Annotated in this window: 19 protein-coding genes, 1 tRNA gene and 1 pseudogene; 12 read left to right on the top strand and 9 right to left on the bottom strand. The window is 67.0% G+C overall.

Features of this window, described 5'->3' with window-relative positions:
* Positions 1-50 precede the first annotated feature (50 nt).
* Positions 51-1,004 (top strand): Lrp/AsnC family transcriptional regulator, encoded by a 954-nt coding sequence (locus EIZ45_RS19110; RefSeq protein ID WP_037811078.1) that lies wholly within the window; start codon positions 51-53, stop codon positions 1,002-1,004.
* Here EIZ45_RS19110 and EIZ45_RS19105 read toward each other — a convergent pair.
* Positions 1,001-1,747: an ABC transporter ATP-binding protein gene (locus tag EIZ45_RS19105; RefSeq protein ID WP_037811079.1), complete on the bottom strand. Its 747-nt coding sequence runs from the start codon at positions 1,745-1,747 to the stop codon at positions 1,001-1,003. The two genes, EIZ45_RS19110 and EIZ45_RS19105, sit on opposite strands and share 4 nt — an antisense overlap.
* Positions 1,748-1,818: 71 nt before the next feature.
* Here EIZ45_RS19105 and EIZ45_RS19100 point away from each other — a divergent pair, with 71 nt between their 5' ends.
* The 4 genes from EIZ45_RS19100 (at position 1,819) to EIZ45_RS19085 (ending at position 3,737) form a co-directional block, all read left to right on the top strand.
* Positions 1,819-2,439 carry a TetR/AcrR family transcriptional regulator gene (locus tag EIZ45_RS19100; protein WP_134665212.1) on the top strand — a complete coding sequence of 207 codons (621 nt, stop codon included), beginning with the start codon at positions 1,819-1,821 and terminating at the stop codon, positions 2,437-2,439.
* Positions 2,440-2,455: 16 nt separating this feature from the next.
* Positions 2,456-2,528 (top strand) — tRNA-Arg (locus EIZ45_RS19095).
* Positions 2,529-2,866: 338 nt separating this feature from the next.
* Positions 2,867-3,376 carry a hypothetical protein gene (locus tag EIZ45_RS19090; protein ID WP_134665210.1) on the top strand — a complete coding sequence of 170 codons (510 nt, stop codon included), beginning with the start codon at positions 2,867-2,869 and terminating at the stop codon, positions 3,374-3,376.
* A 115-nt stretch (positions 3,377-3,491) separates the two neighbouring features.
* Positions 3,492-3,737, top strand: a complete 246-nt coding sequence (locus tag EIZ45_RS19085) for a hypothetical protein (RefSeq protein WP_167754140.1) — start codon at positions 3,492-3,494, stop codon at positions 3,735-3,737.
* 72 nt (positions 3,738-3,809) lie between these two features.
* On the opposite strand, the gene EIZ45_RS19080 is transcribed toward EIZ45_RS19085, so the two are convergent.
* The 3 genes from EIZ45_RS19080 to EIZ45_RS19070 form a co-directional block, all read right to left on the bottom strand.
* The gene (locus EIZ45_RS19080; RefSeq protein ID WP_134665206.1) at positions 3,810-4,142 is read right to left on the bottom strand and encodes an integrase core domain-containing protein; all 333 of its coding nucleotides are present in this window, start codon (positions 4,140-4,142) and stop codon (positions 3,810-3,812) included.
* Positions 4,093-5,292 (bottom strand): IS30 family transposase, encoded by a 1,200-nt coding sequence (locus EIZ45_RS19075; RefSeq protein WP_134665204.1) that lies wholly within the window; start codon positions 5,290-5,292, stop codon positions 4,093-4,095. The genes EIZ45_RS19080 and EIZ45_RS19075 overlap by 50 nt, the downstream gene beginning before the upstream one ends.
* Before the next feature lie 89 nt (positions 5,293-5,381).
* The gene (locus tag EIZ45_RS19070; protein ID WP_134736060.1) at positions 5,382-6,026 is read right to left on the bottom strand and encodes a DDE-type integrase/transposase/recombinase; all 645 of its coding nucleotides are present in this window, start codon (positions 6,024-6,026) and stop codon (positions 5,382-5,384) included.
* A gap of 333 nt (positions 6,027-6,359) precedes the next feature.
* Here EIZ45_RS19070 and EIZ45_RS19065 point away from each other — a divergent pair, with 333 nt between their 5' ends.
* The 5 genes and pseudogenes from EIZ45_RS19065 to EIZ45_RS19045 all read left to right on the top strand — a co-directional run bounded on the left by EIZ45_RS19065 (position 6,360) and on the right by EIZ45_RS19045 (position 10,138).
* A complete protein-coding gene (locus tag EIZ45_RS19065) occupies positions 6,360-6,740 on the top strand; it encodes a hypothetical protein (RefSeq protein ID WP_037811083.1) in 381 nt (126 codons plus the stop codon).
* 309 nt (positions 6,741-7,049) lie between these two features.
* Positions 7,050-7,358, top strand: coding sequence for a type VII secretion target (locus EIZ45_RS19060; protein ID WP_037811085.1), 309 nt, complete (start codon positions 7,050-7,052; stop codon positions 7,356-7,358).
* The gene (locus EIZ45_RS19055; RefSeq protein ID WP_134665200.1) at positions 7,358-9,013 is read left to right on the top strand and encodes an alpha/beta hydrolase; all 1,656 of its coding nucleotides are present in this window, start codon (positions 7,358-7,360) and stop codon (positions 9,011-9,013) included. The genes EIZ45_RS19060 and EIZ45_RS19055 overlap by 1 nt, the downstream gene beginning before the upstream one ends.
* A complete protein-coding gene (locus tag EIZ45_RS19050) occupies positions 9,010-9,531 on the top strand; it encodes a hypothetical protein (protein WP_200864272.1) in 522 nt (173 codons plus the stop codon). Before EIZ45_RS19055 ends, EIZ45_RS19050 begins: the two co-directional genes overlap by 4 nt.
* A gap of 7 nt (positions 9,532-9,538) precedes the next feature.
* Positions 9,539-10,138: pseudogene (locus EIZ45_RS19045) on the top strand (LppA family lipoprotein).
* 84 nt (positions 10,139-10,222) lie between these two features.
* Here the strand turns inward: EIZ45_RS19045 and EIZ45_RS19040 are convergent.
* The 4 genes from EIZ45_RS19040 to EIZ45_RS19025 all read right to left on the bottom strand — a co-directional run bounded on the left by EIZ45_RS19040 (position 10,223) and on the right by EIZ45_RS19025 (position 11,547).
* A complete protein-coding gene (locus EIZ45_RS19040) occupies positions 10,223-10,444 on the bottom strand; it encodes a hypothetical protein (protein WP_037811091.1) in 222 nt (73 codons plus the stop codon).
* Positions 10,441-10,812, bottom strand: a complete 372-nt coding sequence (locus tag EIZ45_RS19035; protein ID WP_051171965.1) for a hypothetical protein — start codon at positions 10,810-10,812, stop codon at positions 10,441-10,443. Before EIZ45_RS19035 ends, EIZ45_RS19040 begins: the two co-directional genes overlap by 4 nt.
* A 108-nt stretch (positions 10,813-10,920) precedes the next feature.
* Positions 10,921-11,286: a hypothetical protein gene (locus EIZ45_RS19030; protein ID WP_051171967.1), complete on the bottom strand. Its 366-nt coding sequence runs from the start codon at positions 11,284-11,286 to the stop codon at positions 10,921-10,923.
* Positions 11,287-11,307: 21 nt separating this feature from the next.
* Complete coding sequence (locus tag EIZ45_RS19025; RefSeq protein ID WP_134665198.1) at positions 11,308-11,547, bottom strand: hypothetical protein; 240 nt, start codon at positions 11,545-11,547, stop codon at positions 11,308-11,310.
* Positions 11,548-11,564: 17 nt separating this feature from the next.
* Here EIZ45_RS19025 and EIZ45_RS46135 point away from each other — a divergent pair, with 17 nt between their 5' ends.
* Positions 11,565-11,735: a hypothetical protein gene (locus EIZ45_RS46135; protein ID WP_158691397.1), complete on the top strand. Its 171-nt coding sequence runs from the start codon at positions 11,565-11,567 to the stop codon at positions 11,733-11,735.
* Between the two features lie 270 nt (positions 11,736-12,005).
* Here EIZ45_RS46135 and EIZ45_RS19020 read toward each other — a convergent pair whose 3' ends face one another.
* Positions 12,006-12,215: a hypothetical protein gene (locus EIZ45_RS19020; protein WP_043830743.1), complete on the bottom strand. Its 210-nt coding sequence runs from the start codon at positions 12,213-12,215 to the stop codon at positions 12,006-12,008.
* 106 nt (positions 12,216-12,321) lie between these two features.
* Between EIZ45_RS19020 and EIZ45_RS19015 the strand changes: the two genes are divergently transcribed.
* Positions 12,322-12,717, top strand: coding sequence for a hypothetical protein (locus EIZ45_RS19015; RefSeq protein ID WP_051171969.1), 396 nt, complete (start codon positions 12,322-12,324; stop codon positions 12,715-12,717).
* The last annotated feature ends 30 nt before the right edge of the window (positions 12,718-12,747 follow it).

Here is a 12,747-nt window from a genome sequence, read left to right as displayed (position 1 = left end):
AAGCAAACTGGCCTTTGGTGGCGGATCCCGTCATCAACTATCGTGGAGTGATGAAACCCGTCACGCTGGACTCCGTGGACCGCCAGCTGATCCACGCGCTGGATCTCGACGGCCGCGCCGCTTTCGCGCGGATCGCCGACGTGCTCGGCGTTTCGGAGAACACCATCGGCAGGCGCTACCGGCGGTTGCGACAGGCCGGGGTGCTCCGGGTAGTAGGCGCGGTCGCGAGCGCGAGACTCGGGTACGCACTGTGGACGGTCCGATTCGCCTGCGCGCCCGCGTCCGGCCTCCCGATCGCGACGGCGCTCGCCAAGCGCCCGGATACGTTTTGGGTCCATTTGCTGTCCGGCGGCACGGAAATCGCGTGCACGACACAGTCGTCCATTGTGGATGAACCCGACGTGCTGCTGCTGGACAAACTCCCGCGGAGCAGCCGGATCACGTCCGTGTCCGCACACCAGATGTTGCACGGGTTCACGCGCCTAGGCCGATGGTCGGCCTTGTCCGACGAGCAGATCGCCGCGCTGCAAGTCCCGGTCGACCCCGCCGAGGAGACCACCTTCGACGACGCCGACCGGCAGTTAGTGCAAGTCCTGGCCGACGACGGCCGCGCCAGCTACGGCGAACTGGCCGCCGCGTCGGGCCTGTCCGAGTCGACCGTGAAGCGCCGGATCGAAACCCTCCGCCGAGCCGGGGTGCTGTCGTATCAGCTGGACATTTCCCTGCGCGCCTTGGGCTGTCAGGCAGAAGCGCGACTGTGGATGATCGTCCGCCCCTCAGCCGTCACCTCGGTGGCAAGTGCCTTGGCGGAACACGAAGAGGTGCAATTCGCCGCAGTCACCACCGGCCCGGCGAACCTGGTCGCCGCGATCGCCTGCCGCAACGCGACGCACCTGTACGAATACCTAACCGAACGCGTCGGAGCGCTCGACGGGATCCAGCAAATGGAAACCGCCCCCGTGGTCCGCACGGTGAAGCGCAGTGGATCGTTGCTGCCGCTCTAAACCGCGGCCTTCCCGCTGTAAGCGCTCAGCACCTCGGACAGCGAACCGTGCTGCTTCACGTGCCCCTCGTCCATCCACAACGCGGTATCGCAAAACTCCGCGAGCAGTTCGTCGGAATGATTCGCGAACACCAGGATCCCGGACCGCCGCACCAGGTCCTTGAGCCGATCGCGCGCCTTGGCGAGAAACGCCGCGTCGACCGCGCCGAGCCCCTCGTCGAGCAGCAGGATCTCCGGATCGATCGTGGTCACCACCCCGAGCGCGAGCCGCACCCGCATCCCGGCCGAGTAGGTGCGCAACGGCAGTTCGAGATAGTCGCCGAGCTCAGTGAACTCCGCGATGTCATCGACCCGTTTCGTCATCTGCCGCCGGCTCATCCCGAGAAAGAGCCCCTGGATCAGGATGTTCTCGCGTCCGGACACCTCCGGATCCAGCCCAACCCCCAGATCGAACACCGGCGCGACCCGCCCCACGACCTTCAGTGCGCCGCGCGTCGGCTCGTAAATCCCGGACAGCAACCGCAGCAACGTGGATTTGCCGGCCCCGTTGTGCCCCACCAGCCCAACCCGATCGCCCTCGCCAAGCCGGAACGACACGTCCCGCAACGCCTCGATCACCGGCACCCTTGCCCCGTCGGCGATGGTCCCGCCGACCTTCCCGAGCACCCGCTTCTTCAACGACCGGGTCTTGGCGTCGAAGATCGGAAAGTCGACGTAGGCGTTGCGCACCTCGATGCTGACCATGGCTCCCCCTCCTAGATGCGAACGGGAATTATCATTCGCATATCCGCGACGCTACCAGTAACGTGCCGCGAGTGAGCGAGACCAGCGAGGGCTTCCGCCCGCCGCAACAGGCCCGCAGCCGCGCCGCGCTGCAGAGACTCCTGACCGCAGCCGAACAAGTCCTGGCCGAGCAGGGCCTGGAGTCGTTTACTGTCGCCGCGGTGGCCTCGCAGGCAGGCATGTCGGTCGGCACGATCTACCGCCGCTTCGACGGCAAGGAACAGCTGCTGCACGCCGTGAAGGACCGCTTGCTGACCCAGCTGGAAACCAGCGTCCGAGACGCCCTCCGCTCAGCGCCCCCGGACCTGCGCTCGATCTTCACCGCCTTCGTGGCAGCCCTGGCACAGACCTTCGAAGAACACGACGGGATCTTCCCGGAACTACTGGGCGCCCAACGCTCCGACGGCCGAGACCGCGGCCTGGCCGCCCTGTCCGCGATCCAAGACGCCCTGCTGGAAGCCCTGCCGCTCTCCTCGGCCGAGGTCGAGAACCTGAAAATGGCCGCCAGAACGATCATCGGCGCATGCGTCCACCGCGCCGCGACCAGCAGATTCTGGCCAGACGACCGCCCGTGGGAGACGTGGGCAGAGGAAGCGGCGGAGATGGCACTGGCGTACCTGACTTCACCGCCCACGGGCCCCGCTAGGATGTAGCCAGCAGCACGCGACGGCCCTCGTAGCTCAGGGGATAGAGCACGGCTCTCCTAAAGCCGGTGTCGCAGGTTCGAATCCTGCCGGGGGCACACATCCGCAGGTCAGATCCTATTTCGATCAAGAAGGTTCGAACCGGGAAGCCTCAAGAGTCAGAAAACTGTCTGAATTCAGCGCGTGACGGTTCGGCCCCCGACCGTACCTCTCCGCACACGGTCCGCACCTCCCGCGGCTTCCCGCGTAACAGGTCCGCTTCGCTCTGCGATCCCCTTTGCCGGACCATGACGAGGGGGACACCGTGGGGGACGACTCCGACAGACCGAGATGCTTCACCTCGCGATCGATCGGGGCGCTGCTGGCAACCCTGGTCGTTGCATTCGGTCTGACCAGCTTCGCGCCACCGGTCGACCCGGTCGCACGGTCGGCCGGGTTGAGGCCGACCGATCGCAAAGCGCCGACGTGCGACCAGGCCACGGTGATGAACCGGCGGCTCGACGAGCTCGGTCGCGGCGGCTTCACCTGGACGATCGCCGAGCCGCCCGACAATCTGTGGGGCGTGGTCGACCTGCACGGCACGATGCAGGTGCGCATTTCCCCGCGGGTTCCGTGCTCGCACATGATCGACGTGATCAACCACGAGTGGGTTCATACGCGGCAATACGCCAAGTACGGCGACCGCACCATGCAAGCCTACGGCGACGTGCTGGAACCGGTCGCCGACTGCGGCTCGCGACTGCTCGGCTCGGCGTACACGCCGTACCTCGACCAGCGGGGGGACTGGCTGCACCGAGTACGAGGTGGCGTCCGCGCGGTCACTGCTCGCCGCCAACCGACCGGGTTAGCTCTGGTCAGAGCCGAACGCCTGCCCATCGCGCGAACCCAGCCAGAGTCGCGGTGGTGCGCCGCTCGGAAGCGGCGAGCGCCCGCACCGTCTCGGTGACCGATGGGTGGTGACGGGTCGCGTTCGGTGCGACTTCCCTGGCCGCGTTCAACTCTGCGAGAGTGCGCTCTCGGTCACCATGGAGCATCCATGCGCGCGCCATGTCGATGTGGTGGTGCCCGACCCGTTCCGGTCGACGCGGGTCCGTAACTTCGACGGCGGAGGCACGCCGGACGGCTTCGGTGCCGTTGTAGTTCTCGACCGGCTTCGCGCACCAGTGAACGACGATGTTCGTCGTGCTGGCGTCGACGCCGTAGTACGGGACCGCGGGCGGCTGGAACTCGTCCGCGAACGCGCGTACCTCGCCCAGATAGTCGTCGGCCTCGACCGGGTCGCCGGCACGAGCGGCGAGGATCGCTGAGCGCAGGTCCAGTTGGATTGCCACTGACCGACTGGGGCTGACCCGTTTTGACGGACAGGGTCGTTGAGGCGGTCAGGCTATCCGGTGGGTGGGTTCGTAGGTGTTGGGGCTGAGGTAGCCGAGGCTGGAGTGCAGTCGGCGGGTGTTGTACCAGCCTTCGATGTAGCCGAAGATCGCTTTGTGCGCGGCAACCCGGGTAGGCCAGCCGCGCCGGTCGAGCAATTCCGCTTTGATGGTAGCGAAAAACGATTCGGCGACGGCGTTGGGCCAGCACTGTCCCTTGCGCCCCACCGACAAACGCGCGCCGTGCTCGTCGGCGAGGGCACCGAACTGGGCAGGCGTGTATTGGGCGAGTTCAATCCGTCGTTGCAACACCGGGTTGTTGGCTCGAGCGTAGCTCGTCATTGAAGACCTCGGTTGGCGTTCGCCAGCCGAGGATCTTGCGGGGCCGGTTGTTGATCGCCAGGGCGACGGCTTCGAGGTCCTCGGCGGACCACCGGGATAGGTCGGTGCCCTTCGGAAAGTATTGGCGCAGCAGGCCGTTCGTGTTCTCGTTGCTCGGTCGCTGCCAGGGCGAGTGCGGGTCGGCGAAGAACACTCTCGTCCCGGTATCGAGCGCGAGCTGGGCATGACCGGACAGTTCCTTTCCCCGGTCCCAGGTGAGGGTCTTGCGCAGCTGCTCGGGCAACCTCGTCATCGACGCCGTCAGCGCGGCGTTCATCGCGATGGCGCCGTAGCCGCCGAGCGACGGACCGTTCTTCACGGGTGGCTTCTCGCCCCAGCCCTCCAGTCTGGGCAGATGCACCAGGATCGTGGAACGGCTGCTGCGCTCGACGAGCGTGCCGATCGCGGACCGGCCCGTCCCGATGATCAGATCGCCCTCCCAGTGGCCCGGGACCGCACGGTCGGCGGCCTCGGCGGGCCGTTCGCTCAAGACGACGTCCGCGGTGACATGTCCCTGCGGCTTGTTCCGCGACCGGGCTCGCGGTTCCCGCAACGCTCGGCCGGTGCGCAGGCAGGTCGCCAACTCCCGCTTGAGCGCACCACGGCCCTGGACGAACAGCGACTGGTAGATCGCCTCGTGGCTGATCCGCATGGACTCATCCTCCGGGAAATCGCGCCGGAGCCGGTGCGAGATCTGCTCCGGGCTCCACGCTGTCGCCCACCGCCTGTCCTGCCGGTGCGGCTTGTTCAGCCCCTTCCACGCCGGGGTCTGAGGCCCGGTCACGACCGTGCCGTCGGGTCGGCGGACGTTCCCGGCCAGCCGCTCGTGCACGTACTCGCGCAACCTGTCGTTGTCTGCGAGCTTCGCGGTCTTCGGACGCTTCGCCGCCTGCTGCGCCTTCCATTGCGCCACCAGCGCCCGGTAGACCTGCTTGCCACCGCGGGTCGCCGCGTTGCGGCGCAGCTCGCGCGAGACTGTCCCCGGGTCACGGCCGATCCTCCGGGCGATCTCGCGCACTCCGACCTTCTGGGCGCGCAGCAACGCGATCTCCTCACGCTCCAGGAACGACAAGTAACGACCTGTAGGCTCGTCCAGACTGATCGGCGGCATCCCGCCAGCGTGTCGGAACCACCGAGACCCGACCGGCCACGACACGCCGACTGCCTGCGCGGCCTCGAACGTTGTCACCCCCGATCCGATCAGACGCCAGAAATCCCGCTGCACCGCGCGAGACGGCTCCGGACGACCCGGTGAACGCATCGGCGGCCGCAACGCCCGATCCGCCGCCCACTGCCGCCTGGCACCCACCGCAGCCTCCGGCACCTGCTTCCCGCCACGCCCCACCGCACACCTCCGAGATCGAGGCGTTGCGACGACCAGTTGAATTCACCTTGACAGCCGCGATCGAAGTGGAAGATCACCCCGGGTTCCGGTCGGCGCTGGGCAACGGCGTTGTTGAGCGCGTCGGCGATCAGGTCGGTGCGCAGGTGATCGGCGGTGGCCCAGCCGACAACGCGGCGGGAACCGAGGTCGATCACCGTGGCCAGATACAGCCAGCCTTCCCAGGTGCGGATGTAGGTGATATCGCCGCACCAGCGAGTGTTGATATCGCTTGTGCTGCAGGAGAAGTCCCGCTTGATCAGATCGGCCGGAGTGTGCGCGCCCGGGTCGGGGACGGTGGTGGTGCGCCACGGTTTCGGAGCTCGTCCGGCGCGGCCGGCGGCGCGCAGGAGCCGGGCGATGCGCTTGCGGGAGTGCCGCCGCCCGCGGTGGCGCAGTTCGGCGTGCAGCCGGGGCGTTCCGTAGGTGCCGTTCGACTCGTCGTGGATCGCGGCGACCACCACGCCGACGACGAATGTGGGATCAATCCCCTGTTCCTCTTCTCCGACTGGCTGCGCCGAGCGCCGGGCTTCGCTCGCATTGGTCCGCCGCGCCGTCCAATCCGGATACGACTCGCCTGCAAAGCCTGCGGCGCGACCGCCAAGCACACGGACCACCGATGCGGCGAGTGCGGCGAAAGCTTCCGTTTGGACATCTAGACAGCCCGGCACCGCGGCGGTGATCCCTCGACACGCTGCGGCACCGGGTGCGCCCCCACCGGACGGGGTGCGGGGGACGGTGGTCTATCCCGAAGACCACCGCCCCCATCCAACAGACTGCGATGACAGGAACACCGGATGGAAACGCCGGACGAGGCGCGCGCGAAACGGATCAAGCGAAACCGCCGGATGATCGAATCCTGGCGAGCCGGTGAGTCGGTCACCGAGATCGCTCGGGAGCACGGGCTGTCGCTGAGCTGGACCGGGCGATTGCTGCGGCAGGAAGGGGCCGTGCTGCCGCCCATCCGACAGGGTGTGAAGCGCACCGACCTCGACATCGAACAGAACATTCTCGACTACGAAGGCGGCGCATCCATACAGGCAGTCACCGACGCACACAGTACGTGCTATGCCACGATCCGTCGGCTCCTGAAGAAACACAAGGAGACGATTCGCCCGCACGGCGGCCAGAACGCCATCGAGCTCTCGCCCCTGCTAACCCTTCGATCCCGCACATAACCACGACCCCATGCCGCACGTCCGCATGCTTCCCTCTCGCAGGCGCGTGGCGGGGCGGTTCCGTTGTCCGGTGAAATGTGCCGGTCGAGCGACGCGCATGGCGGCGATCTAGCGTTCACGAGTCCTTGGGCGCTGCACATCAGGTCGTGCCACGCGTCGCTTCTCCTCCTCCTGAGTAGTTCTATCTAGCTGCGCCTAGGTAGGCCTTCGCGTGTTCGCTGGCGAGCCCCCCGTTTGAGGGGTAGACACCGTTGATCTCCGAGCCCCGGTGCCCGTAACGTGACTCTCGGTTACGGGAAGGGGAGGCCGATGGGGTTCACGAGTGTGCCCGCTGCGTTGAGAGCGGCGGGGCGGTCCGCAGGGGAGAAAACGGCCGGTCTGCGCGGCGCGGATTGCGCCGGTCTGGTCGGGCGGGTCTCGGCTGCGGTGCGGGGCGGGAAGGCCGCGGCGGCGGCCGGGGGCTGCCAAGAAGCGTTGTCGTCGACCTTCGCGCAGTGGTGTGCACAGGCGCAGCGGTTCGGCGAGAATCTTGGTGCAGCAGCCGACCGGTACGAGAAGGGCGACCACAGCGCGGCCGGGGTGTTCCCCGTCGCTCCGACGATGCGGGGGCCGCGCTGATGGTGTCACTGGCCGATGTGCGCGCCTGGAACCCGAACGTGCTGGACGAGGTTTGCTCGGCCGTGCGGGCGAAGGTGCAGGTTCTGGTCAGCGAGGGCGACGACTACGGCAAACTGCTCCCGGTGGACGGCTGGAGCGGTCCCGCCGCCGAGGGCGCGGCCGCCCAGCACAAGACCCACATGCAGGGCCTGGACACCTACGCCGCCGGAGTCGCCGCGATCGGCAAAGCCGTCGGGCAGGCCGCCGACGCGATCCTCGCGCTGCAGGCCGCGATCAAGAACGCCGACGAGCTGGCCCGCAAATACGGGTTCGCGATCACCGCCGACGGCGCGATCGTCTGCGTCTACGCAGGTGACCCGCCACCGGAACTGCACCCGCAGGACCGGGCACGAGCACAACAGCAACTGGCCGACGACGTCGCGCAGATCCTGCGCACCGCCGAAGACATCGACAGCGACCTCGCCGCCGTCCTGGACAAAGCAGCCGCCGGCCAGTTCGGCACCGGGAACGAGTCCACCGTCGCCGCCGCGGCCGCCGACGGATTAAACGCTCCTGGCCTCACCGCGCCCGAACCTCCGCCCAACGCGACGCCATCGCAAGCCTCGGCGTGGTGGGCCACCCTCTCCCCGGCCGAGCGGGACATCCTGATCCGCGACCGCCCCGGCCGGATCGGCGCGATAGACGGACTGCCCGCCGTCGACCGCGACCGCGCGAACCGGGCCGTGCTCGACCGCGACTACGCCGATCTGCAACGGCAGCGCGACGACATCCGCCACCGGCTCGACGGGGTGAAACGCAGCGATCCGCAGCAACAGAAGGAGTACTACGCGCTGGAAAAGCAACTCGACGAGCTCAACGGCAAGATCGCCGGAATGGACCAGATCAAACACCGGCTCGACCAGGCCCTGCCCGGTCAGCCGCCCGCCTACCTGCTTGGCATCAACCCCGCGAACTCCGGGCAGGCGATCGTCGCCATCGGCGATCCCGACCACGCCGCCAACGTCGCCACCTACGTCCCCGGCACCACTGCCGGGCTCAACGACGGCATGCACACCGACATCGAACGCTCCGACGCCATGGCAGCCAAAGCCACGCAGTTGGGTTCCCCGTCCACGTCGGTGATCACGTGGGTGGGGTACGACGCGCCGCAAAGCGTCCTCCCGGACGCGGCCAGCACGAGCTTCGCCGACAAAGCCGAACCCGCGCTGCGCGGTTTTCAGGACGGGCTCGGGGCCGCGCACCACGGGCCGGTGAACACCACCGTCATCGGACACAGCTACGGCACCACCGTCGTCGGCCAAACCGCCCGAGACCTCGGCCTGCCCGCCAACAACCTCGTCATGGTCGCCAGCCCCGGAGTCGGCGTCGACCACGCCAATCAGCTCCACCTCGACGGAACTCCTCAAAACCAAGTCGGCCAGCACATCTACTCCACCGCCTCCACTACCGACCCCATCCCCGCACTCACCAACCTCGACTTCTCCCCGCTCGACGGAATCGACCCCCTCGGACCCGCCCCCACCACCCCCTGGTTCGGCGGGCAGACCTTCGATTCTGACACCGGAAACCCCGCCACCTCCCACAGCGACTACTGGAACAAAGACTCTTCCTCACTCAAGTCGATAGGAAAGGTAATTGCCGGAAGCAAACCATGACTCGTAACTATCAAAAAAAACCTGTGCAGCCGATGAGGCTCGCAACGCTTGCCGCCGTCTTGATCGCAATGACCGCCTGCGGAGGTGCCCCCATGCAGCCAACCCTCACGTCCGAACAGGCCAAGCAGGCGGCGGCGGACGCCGTTCACGCTGCCGCGTCGATCTCCTTCCCTGTCGGGTACAAGCTGACCGAAATCGTATTTCCCGCAGAGTCCTGCACTGACTCGTCGGACAAAGAAACCGGTCAAGTCAGGGTCGGCGTCACCTACTGGGTAGACGGCCCGGACCGCGCGCAAAATAGTTCCTACTACGAAAAGCTAAAAAAGTGGTGGACGGACAACGGCTGGACAATCGAAACCGACACCTGGCAGGGCGACCAATTCGCTAACGCCCATAACGGTGACGGCTACGTCATGAGCCTGACTGGCACGGTGACGGGAACGGTCCTGGGGCGCCTGAGCATCGGAGCTAGTTCGCCGTGCGTCTGGCCCAACGGGACGCCCGAGCCCAAGTCCTGAGGCCCGGATGAGCCGTCGACTGGATCAGCCAAGGTCAGCAGTCCTGCTCATTGCTGGGCTGTTCGCTGCAGTCCTGACTGCGTGCAGTGTCGAGAAATCGCCCTTCCCAGGAGACAACGTGGACCGAGACCCCGCAGAAGTCTGGGCCGCACTGATGCGCCTGCCCGACACCGACCAAGCCCGCCAGCAATACCAGCAACTCGACACCGAACTCCGCCAAGCCCTCACCGCCGCCATCCCCAAACTGACGCCCTGGACGCCGCTTGGCAACGGCTCGCGAGCAGCGTGCGGCGCACGATTCCCCGGCGTCGGCAACGACGGCGAACAGGCAAGCCTGGGCGACCACGGGGTGACCGGGAACCTGCCGGACGCGGACTAGGAGAAAGCCCTCACCATCATCGGGACCATCGCCCAGCGCTACGGATTCGACCCGCGTCCCCAGCGTCTGCACGACGCGCCCGGATCACACGACGCCGTCTTCCATAACCGGACCGATGAAGGAGCGATCTCCTTCGGCACCGCGCTCAACACCAGCCTTGGCCTCGACCTTGGCTGTCGCCTCTTCTCTGCGGCCAAGCAACGTGGCACCCCGTCGGCCACGCCCTAGCCGGGCGCACCGACCCGCCATCTGCTCAGTTCCGCCCCGCCGCGCTTCCCCCTCGGTTGCGCGGCGAGGCGGTTCCATGCCCGGTTAGTCCTGGTCGAGCTTGGCGACCGGCACGACAGGGCGGCGGACGAGCACGCTGCTCACGACGGACAGGATCGTGCCGACCGCGGACACGATCACGTTGATGGTCTGGTCCGGGATCACCCACCACCCGATGGCGACGACGGCGACGAGGACCAGGCGCACGGCCTCGGCGATGCTCGCGGGCTCGGTGCCGGCGCGGCTCGGCTGATCCGGCGCGGTCACTGCGCGACCGCCGGTTTCGTGCCGAGCCGAGCGGCGGGCTTGTCCACGATCTCGTCGGCCTGCTCGGCGTTGTCGTCGCCGAGCACTGCCACGACGTCGGCGCGCAGCTGCGCGCGGAAATCGTCGAGGCCCGCGCCGACGGCCTTTGGCGACCATGGACAGGATCGACGGCATCGGGTTGCCGTCCGGCGCCGCGATGTAGTTCGACGCGAAGAAGAGCATCCGTACACGTTGGCGAGCATGTCGTTGAGCGGCTTGGCGTTTGAGCGCGGGGCGATGCCGTCCGCGTTGTTCGGCCCGATCTCAAGCGAAAGCGGGCTAAGCCAGGAATGCAGCTCGGCCAGCTGCCGGGCTCGGGTAGCGTCCATGTCGGGAGCCTCCGCGCTGATGAGTTGAGCGTTGGTGTAGGACTGGTTCCAGCCGACGGCTCCGGCCGAGCCGGGGAGTGCGCCGTCGTCGCGGTACTGATGGATGTCTTAGTGGCCGGTGTATTGCACGCCGTTCCTTGGGGTCTCCGGTTTGAGCCCGTATCGGGCGACCCAGACGACCGGGACTTCCGGCCAGAGATCCGGCCGGGTCGCCTGCTCCAGCGACGCGTTCATGTAGACCGCCTGCCGGACGCCGAGCTGGCGCATCTGCGAGCAGTACGCGCGGCCGTGGTCCTTGGCCTCAGCGTTCGACCAGATGTGAATCTTCGGGTCGCTCTCGATGTCGCAGCCGGGCGCGACCCCGGTCCAGCCGAGCCGCTTGCACTCCGCCCACAGCACGCGGGCTTCGGCGGCACCGTCGCTGGGCTGGGCGTAGACGTAGCCGCCGAACGGGATGCCGAGACGGCGGAACAACGCGGCGTGCGCGTCCGCAGTTCAAACCCGGCCGTCGGCTTTCTTGCTGCAGACGCGCGCCATCGGCCCTCTTGAGCCAGTCGTATTCCAAGCCGGGCAGCGCGGTGACTCCGCGTTGAGCGCGTCTGCGTCACCGGCGGCGTTGCCGCTCATCGACCACGCGGGCTGGAAGTCGAGGCCGTCGACCTGCCACGACTGGCCCGCGCGCGCCTGCGTGCAGGCGACCCACTCGGGTTTGCTGGCCGAGTTCGCCGGGCGCATCCACCGTCGGTACGCACATGGCCGATCAGGGCGGCCGGGTCGAGGAGGCGGCCAGCCAGCTGGGCAACACCAAGGAGATGGTCGAGAAGCGCTACTGGCGCATGCAGGTGACGAACGAGCGGGCCGCGGCTCTGCTGGAGACGTTGCTCGACGCCGAGCCGAAGATCGGCGAGTCGAGGGGCCATTAGTGTCAGTAAACCATCAGAATTCAACTCGATACAACGATGTCCGACTGAGACTCTGCGGGACAGATTCCGTTACGACAAAACACAAATGGAGCTAACATGGGCGTGATTCTGCGACAGCCGGTGTCGCAGGTTCGAATCCTGCCGGGGGGCACAAAACATGGTGATTGGCGTGCCCTCTGGCTCGCGAAAAGCCCTCGCTTCCAGTCGGATGAGAGCGGCCGCTTCTCTGCTGTGAGGTCCATTCTCTTCGCGGTGCGCATCAATGATTGCTCACAGCTGCCGGAGCTCCTTCAGGATGTGGAGCACGAGCTTGACGGTCACCACAAAAGCGCCTGCCCCAGCGGCCAGCACGACTTCCGTTCGGGTGCCCACTGCGGCCGCCACGATTCCGGCCACCAGGCAGGCGATCACTCCAGTGAGCACTGCGACCAGGACAAGCAGAGTCCGCTGGCGGGACGACGTCGCACGAGGCTTGGTCATGGGGTAGGAGCCCTTCACTCATCGGACAGCGGCTTCGGACTGTCGCCGCTTGCGCAACCTAGTAGAGCATACTACTATCTTCTCAGCAACCAGAGAGGAATGAGAATTGAAAAAACTGGACCTTGTGGACAGCGACTACGACCGAGTCATGCTGCTCGCACGTGCGTGGCAGGTCTCAGGCGGTGAGGCGGTGCGACGTCTGCTCGACCATTTCGTCCGTGAGGTCGGAACGCCCGCCGCCGCTGGGCAGGAACCTGCTGATGACGGCGTGTCCATCTACGCCGACTACGGAGGCGAGCGCATCGAGGCGCTCTACCACAAAGCTACTAAGCGAGTCGACATTACGAGCGGCGTGCTCGCCGGGTGCTCGTACAAGAGCCCGAGCGGTGCCGCGATGGGGGTTGTCCAAGCACTCAACCCCAATGTGCACAACAACCGCAACGGATGGTCGTTCTGGTTCATCGCCGAGAACGGGGAAGCGCTGCAAACGATTCGGCCGTAGCCGGCCGCGTTCGAGTGGCCCGCTCGTGCA

This window comes from Amycolatopsis sp. CFH S0740 (assembly GCF_004522315.1).
GTDB classification, from domain to species: domain Bacteria; phylum Actinomycetota; class Actinomycetes; order Mycobacteriales; family Pseudonocardiaceae; genus Amycolatopsis; species Amycolatopsis nivea.
This window is presented reverse-complemented; position numbering and strand designations above follow the sequence as displayed.

What these genes read in the sequence shown, in the direction of transcription:
- EIZ45_RS19110 (WP_037811078.1), top strand. Translation starts at nt 51, where the DNA reads ATGAAACCCGTCACGCTGGACTCCGTGGACCGCCAGCTGATCCACGCG.
- EIZ45_RS19105 (WP_037811079.1), bottom strand. Translation starts at nt 1,747, where the DNA reads ATGGTCAGCATCGAGGTGCGCAACGCCTACGTCGACTTTCCGATCTTC.
- EIZ45_RS19080 (WP_134665206.1), bottom strand. Translation starts at nt 4,142, where the DNA reads ATGACGAGCTACGCTCGAGCCAACAACCCGGTGTTGCAACGACGGATT.
- EIZ45_RS19075 (WP_134665204.1), bottom strand. Translation starts at nt 5,292, where the DNA reads ATGCCGCCGATCAGTCTGGACGAGCCTACAGGTCGTTACTTGTCGTTC.
- EIZ45_RS19065 (WP_037811083.1), top strand. Translation starts at nt 6,360, where the DNA reads ATGGAAACGCCGGACGAGGCGCGCGCGAAACGGATCAAGCGAAACCGC.
- EIZ45_RS19060 (WP_037811085.1), top strand. Translation starts at nt 7,050, where the DNA reads ATGGGGTTCACGAGTGTGCCCGCTGCGTTGAGAGCGGCGGGGCGGTCC.
- EIZ45_RS19055 (WP_134665200.1), top strand. Translation starts at nt 7,358, where the DNA reads ATGGTGTCACTGGCCGATGTGCGCGCCTGGAACCCGAACGTGCTGGAC.
- EIZ45_RS19050 (WP_200864272.1), top strand. Translation starts at nt 9,010, where the DNA reads ATGACTCGTAACTATCAAAAAAAACCTGTGCAGCCGATGAGGCTCGCA.
- EIZ45_RS19035 (WP_051171965.1), bottom strand. Translation starts at nt 10,812, where the DNA reads ATGGACGCTACCCGAGCCCGGCAGCTGGCCGAGCTGCATTCCTGGCTT.
- EIZ45_RS19025 (WP_134665198.1), bottom strand. Translation starts at nt 11,547, where the DNA reads ATGCGCCCGGCGAACTCGGCCAGCAAACCCGAGTGGGTCGCCTGCACG.
- EIZ45_RS46135 (WP_158691397.1), top strand. Translation starts at nt 11,565, where the DNA reads ATGGCCGATCAGGGCGGCCGGGTCGAGGAGGCGGCCAGCCAGCTGGGC.
- EIZ45_RS19020 (WP_043830743.1), bottom strand. Translation starts at nt 12,215, where the DNA reads ATGACCAAGCCTCGTGCGACGTCGTCCCGCCAGCGGACTCTGCTTGTC.